Genomic DNA, 2,351 nt, shown 5'->3' on the forward strand with positions numbered 1-2,351 from the left:
TTGCCGCCTTGTATCTTTCTTATTTGAATTCACTATAAGCCAAAATGCGGGGGATTTCATGGGAAAGGCCGTCTGAAAAACGGGATTTTCAGACGGCCTGAAGGAATGGGATTTCCTTTGGTCGCAAGATGTCCGTCCTATATTTTCTGAAAGGAATGATTTTTCAAAGGTCTCAGGCCAAATATTGCAGGCGGGTGTGAAACCCGCCCCTACCATCGCGTTGCCTGTAAAACAAAAATTGCAGACAAGCGCAAAAAAGGCTTCTGCTGAAACAGAAGCCTTTTTCTAAAACTGGCACGCCCACGGGGAATCGAACCCCGGTTACCGCCGTGAAAGGGCGATGTCCTAACCGCTAGACGATGGGCGCGGAGACTTGATTGGTGTTGGCGCACCCGGAGCGATTCGAACGCCCGACCCTCTGGTTCGTAGCCAGATACTCTATCCAACTGAGCTACGGGTGCATCCTCATCACTTCGCTGTTGCGCTGTGAATCAAGAAAATCGAATAATATAGAGATTTTGAAAGTCTGTCCAGTCTTTCGGCGGGAAAAATCGGAGAAATTGATTAACTTTTTGAAAATAAATAAACTAAAATTTACCGTTTGCGCGGCAGGCTGTCAGGATGCACAGCCTGCCGCCCGCTGCGGCGGTTAACGCAACATACCCAGCCCCGACAAATCCTGCGCCATCTGCGCGGCTTTGTTGTCGGTCATGCCGCCGACGAAGTCCAAAATCTTCATATAGGCTTGGTAGAGCGTGTCGTCGGGCAGAACGGGATCGTCGTTTTTCAGCAAATCCAGCGCGAGGGATTGGCGGATGTCGGTGCGGCCGTGGGCAATCAGTGCGTGGGCGGCAGGCACGAGCAAATCCAGCAGCATACCCAGGCAGGGGAAGGTGGCGATTTCGGTAATCAGCTTGGTGTGGTGGCGGAAAATCCGCGTGCGCGCCAGCTCTTTGGCTTTTTCCAGCGTGTTTTGCACTTCAGGGCTGCACAGGGCAATCAGGTCTTTGCCTTGAAAGCGGCCGGTCAGCAGGTCGGATTGGTGCATGATAAAGGTCTGCGCCACGTCCTCAATCGCGCGGCCGATGGCGATGCCGCGCAGCATGGCGCAACGCTGGCGGCTGGATTGCGCGTGCCAGGTGCTTTCGGTAAAGGTTAACTCGGACAGGATGCTTTCGACTTCGGTATCGCTGAGCAAATCCAGCTCGACCGCGTCTTCCAAATCCAAGAGGGCGTAGCAGATGTCGTCGGCGGCTTCCATCAGATAGGAGAGCGGGTGGCGCGCCCAATGGTGCGTGCCCAGGCGCAGCAGCCCCAATTCTTCGGCCACGCATTCGATAAACGGCAGCTCGGTTTGGTAGATGTTGAACTTTTTGCGGCCGTTGGGGTGCAGGGTGGTCCACGGATATTTCAGCAGCGTGCCGATGGTGGCGGCGGTCAGGCGCATACCGCCTTTGTTGCGGTACATTTCCAGGCTGGCGAGGATGCGCAGGCTGTGGGCGTTGCCTTCGTAGGTTTGCACGTCGTTGCGCTCGGCTTCGCTCAAGCCTTGCAGATAGCGGCTGTTTTCGGGGCGGCGGAACCAGTCGCGCAGCGCATCTTCGCCGGTGTGGCCGAAAGGCGGGTTGCCCAAATCATGTGCCAAACAGGCAACCTGCACCACGGAGCCGATGTCGCCCGGGGTATTTTCAGACGGCAGAAAACCGCCCGCCTGCAGCATCACGCCGACGCGGTTGCCCAAGCTGCGCCCAACGCTGGCAACTTCAACGCTGTGGGTCAGGCGGTTGTGGGTCAAATCATGCTCGGCCAGCGGGTGCACCTGCGTTTTGCGTCCCAGGCGGCGGAACGCGCCGGAGAAGACCACGCGGTCGTAGTCGATATGGAAATCCGTCCGCAGCGCATCCGCACCTTCTTGGGTGGACGGGGTAACGGTGGGTACGATTTCGCCGTCTTTCATGCGGAAGCGGGTGGTGGAGAGCAGGTTTTGCCAGTTCATAGCGTCGGGCATGGGGGTTCCTTTGTTGGGGAGTGGCCGTCTGAAAAAAGGTTAGCGGGAAGCGTGTGGAAAATCAATGCTGATAGCCGTAAGCTATGTGTGTTCGAGATAAGCCAAACGTATTAATTGCGCTGAAATTGTTGAAAATACAGCAATCTGTCCTCTCTCCCGTGGGAGAGAGTTAGAGAGAGGGCAAAGCCGTTGGGTCGGGAAACATCTGTTTAATCCCAAGCGTTTAGCCCTCTCCCCAACCCTCTCTCTCGGGAGAGGGAGCAGGTTAGTGAAAATTCAAAAATTACTGAAAATGCCGATTCCAAACTTACGGTGGGTTGGATTGTAAACCCAATATGTGTTG

1 protein-coding gene and 2 tRNA genes are annotated in these 2,351 nt (G+C 55.4%); all 3 read right to left on the minus strand.

Annotated elements, in window-relative coordinates; genetic code table 11:
* Positions 1-292: 292 nt before the first annotated feature.
* Positions 293-367 (minus strand) — tRNA-Glu (locus tag BDE01S_RS10090).
* Positions 368-384: 17 nt separating this feature from the next.
* Positions 385-461, minus strand: a tRNA-Arg gene (locus tag BDE01S_RS10095).
* A gap of 188 nt (positions 462-649) precedes the next feature.
* Positions 650-1,996 (minus strand): deoxyguanosinetriphosphate triphosphohydrolase, encoded by a 1,347-nt coding sequence (locus BDE01S_RS10100; protein ID WP_066081107.1) that lies wholly within the window; start codon positions 1,994-1,996, stop codon positions 650-652.
* Positions 1,997-2,351 lie beyond the last annotated feature (355 nt).

It is taken from the genome of Bergeriella denitrificans NBRC 102155 (assembly GCF_001592185.1).
Lineage (GTDB): Bacteria > Pseudomonadota > Gammaproteobacteria > Burkholderiales > Neisseriaceae > Neisseria > Neisseria denitrificans.

Coding starts and splice junctions, on each gene's coding strand:
- BDE01S_RS10100 (WP_066081107.1), bottom strand. CDS start 1,996: ATGAACTGGCAAAACCTGCTCTCCACCACCCGCTTCCGCATGAAAGAC.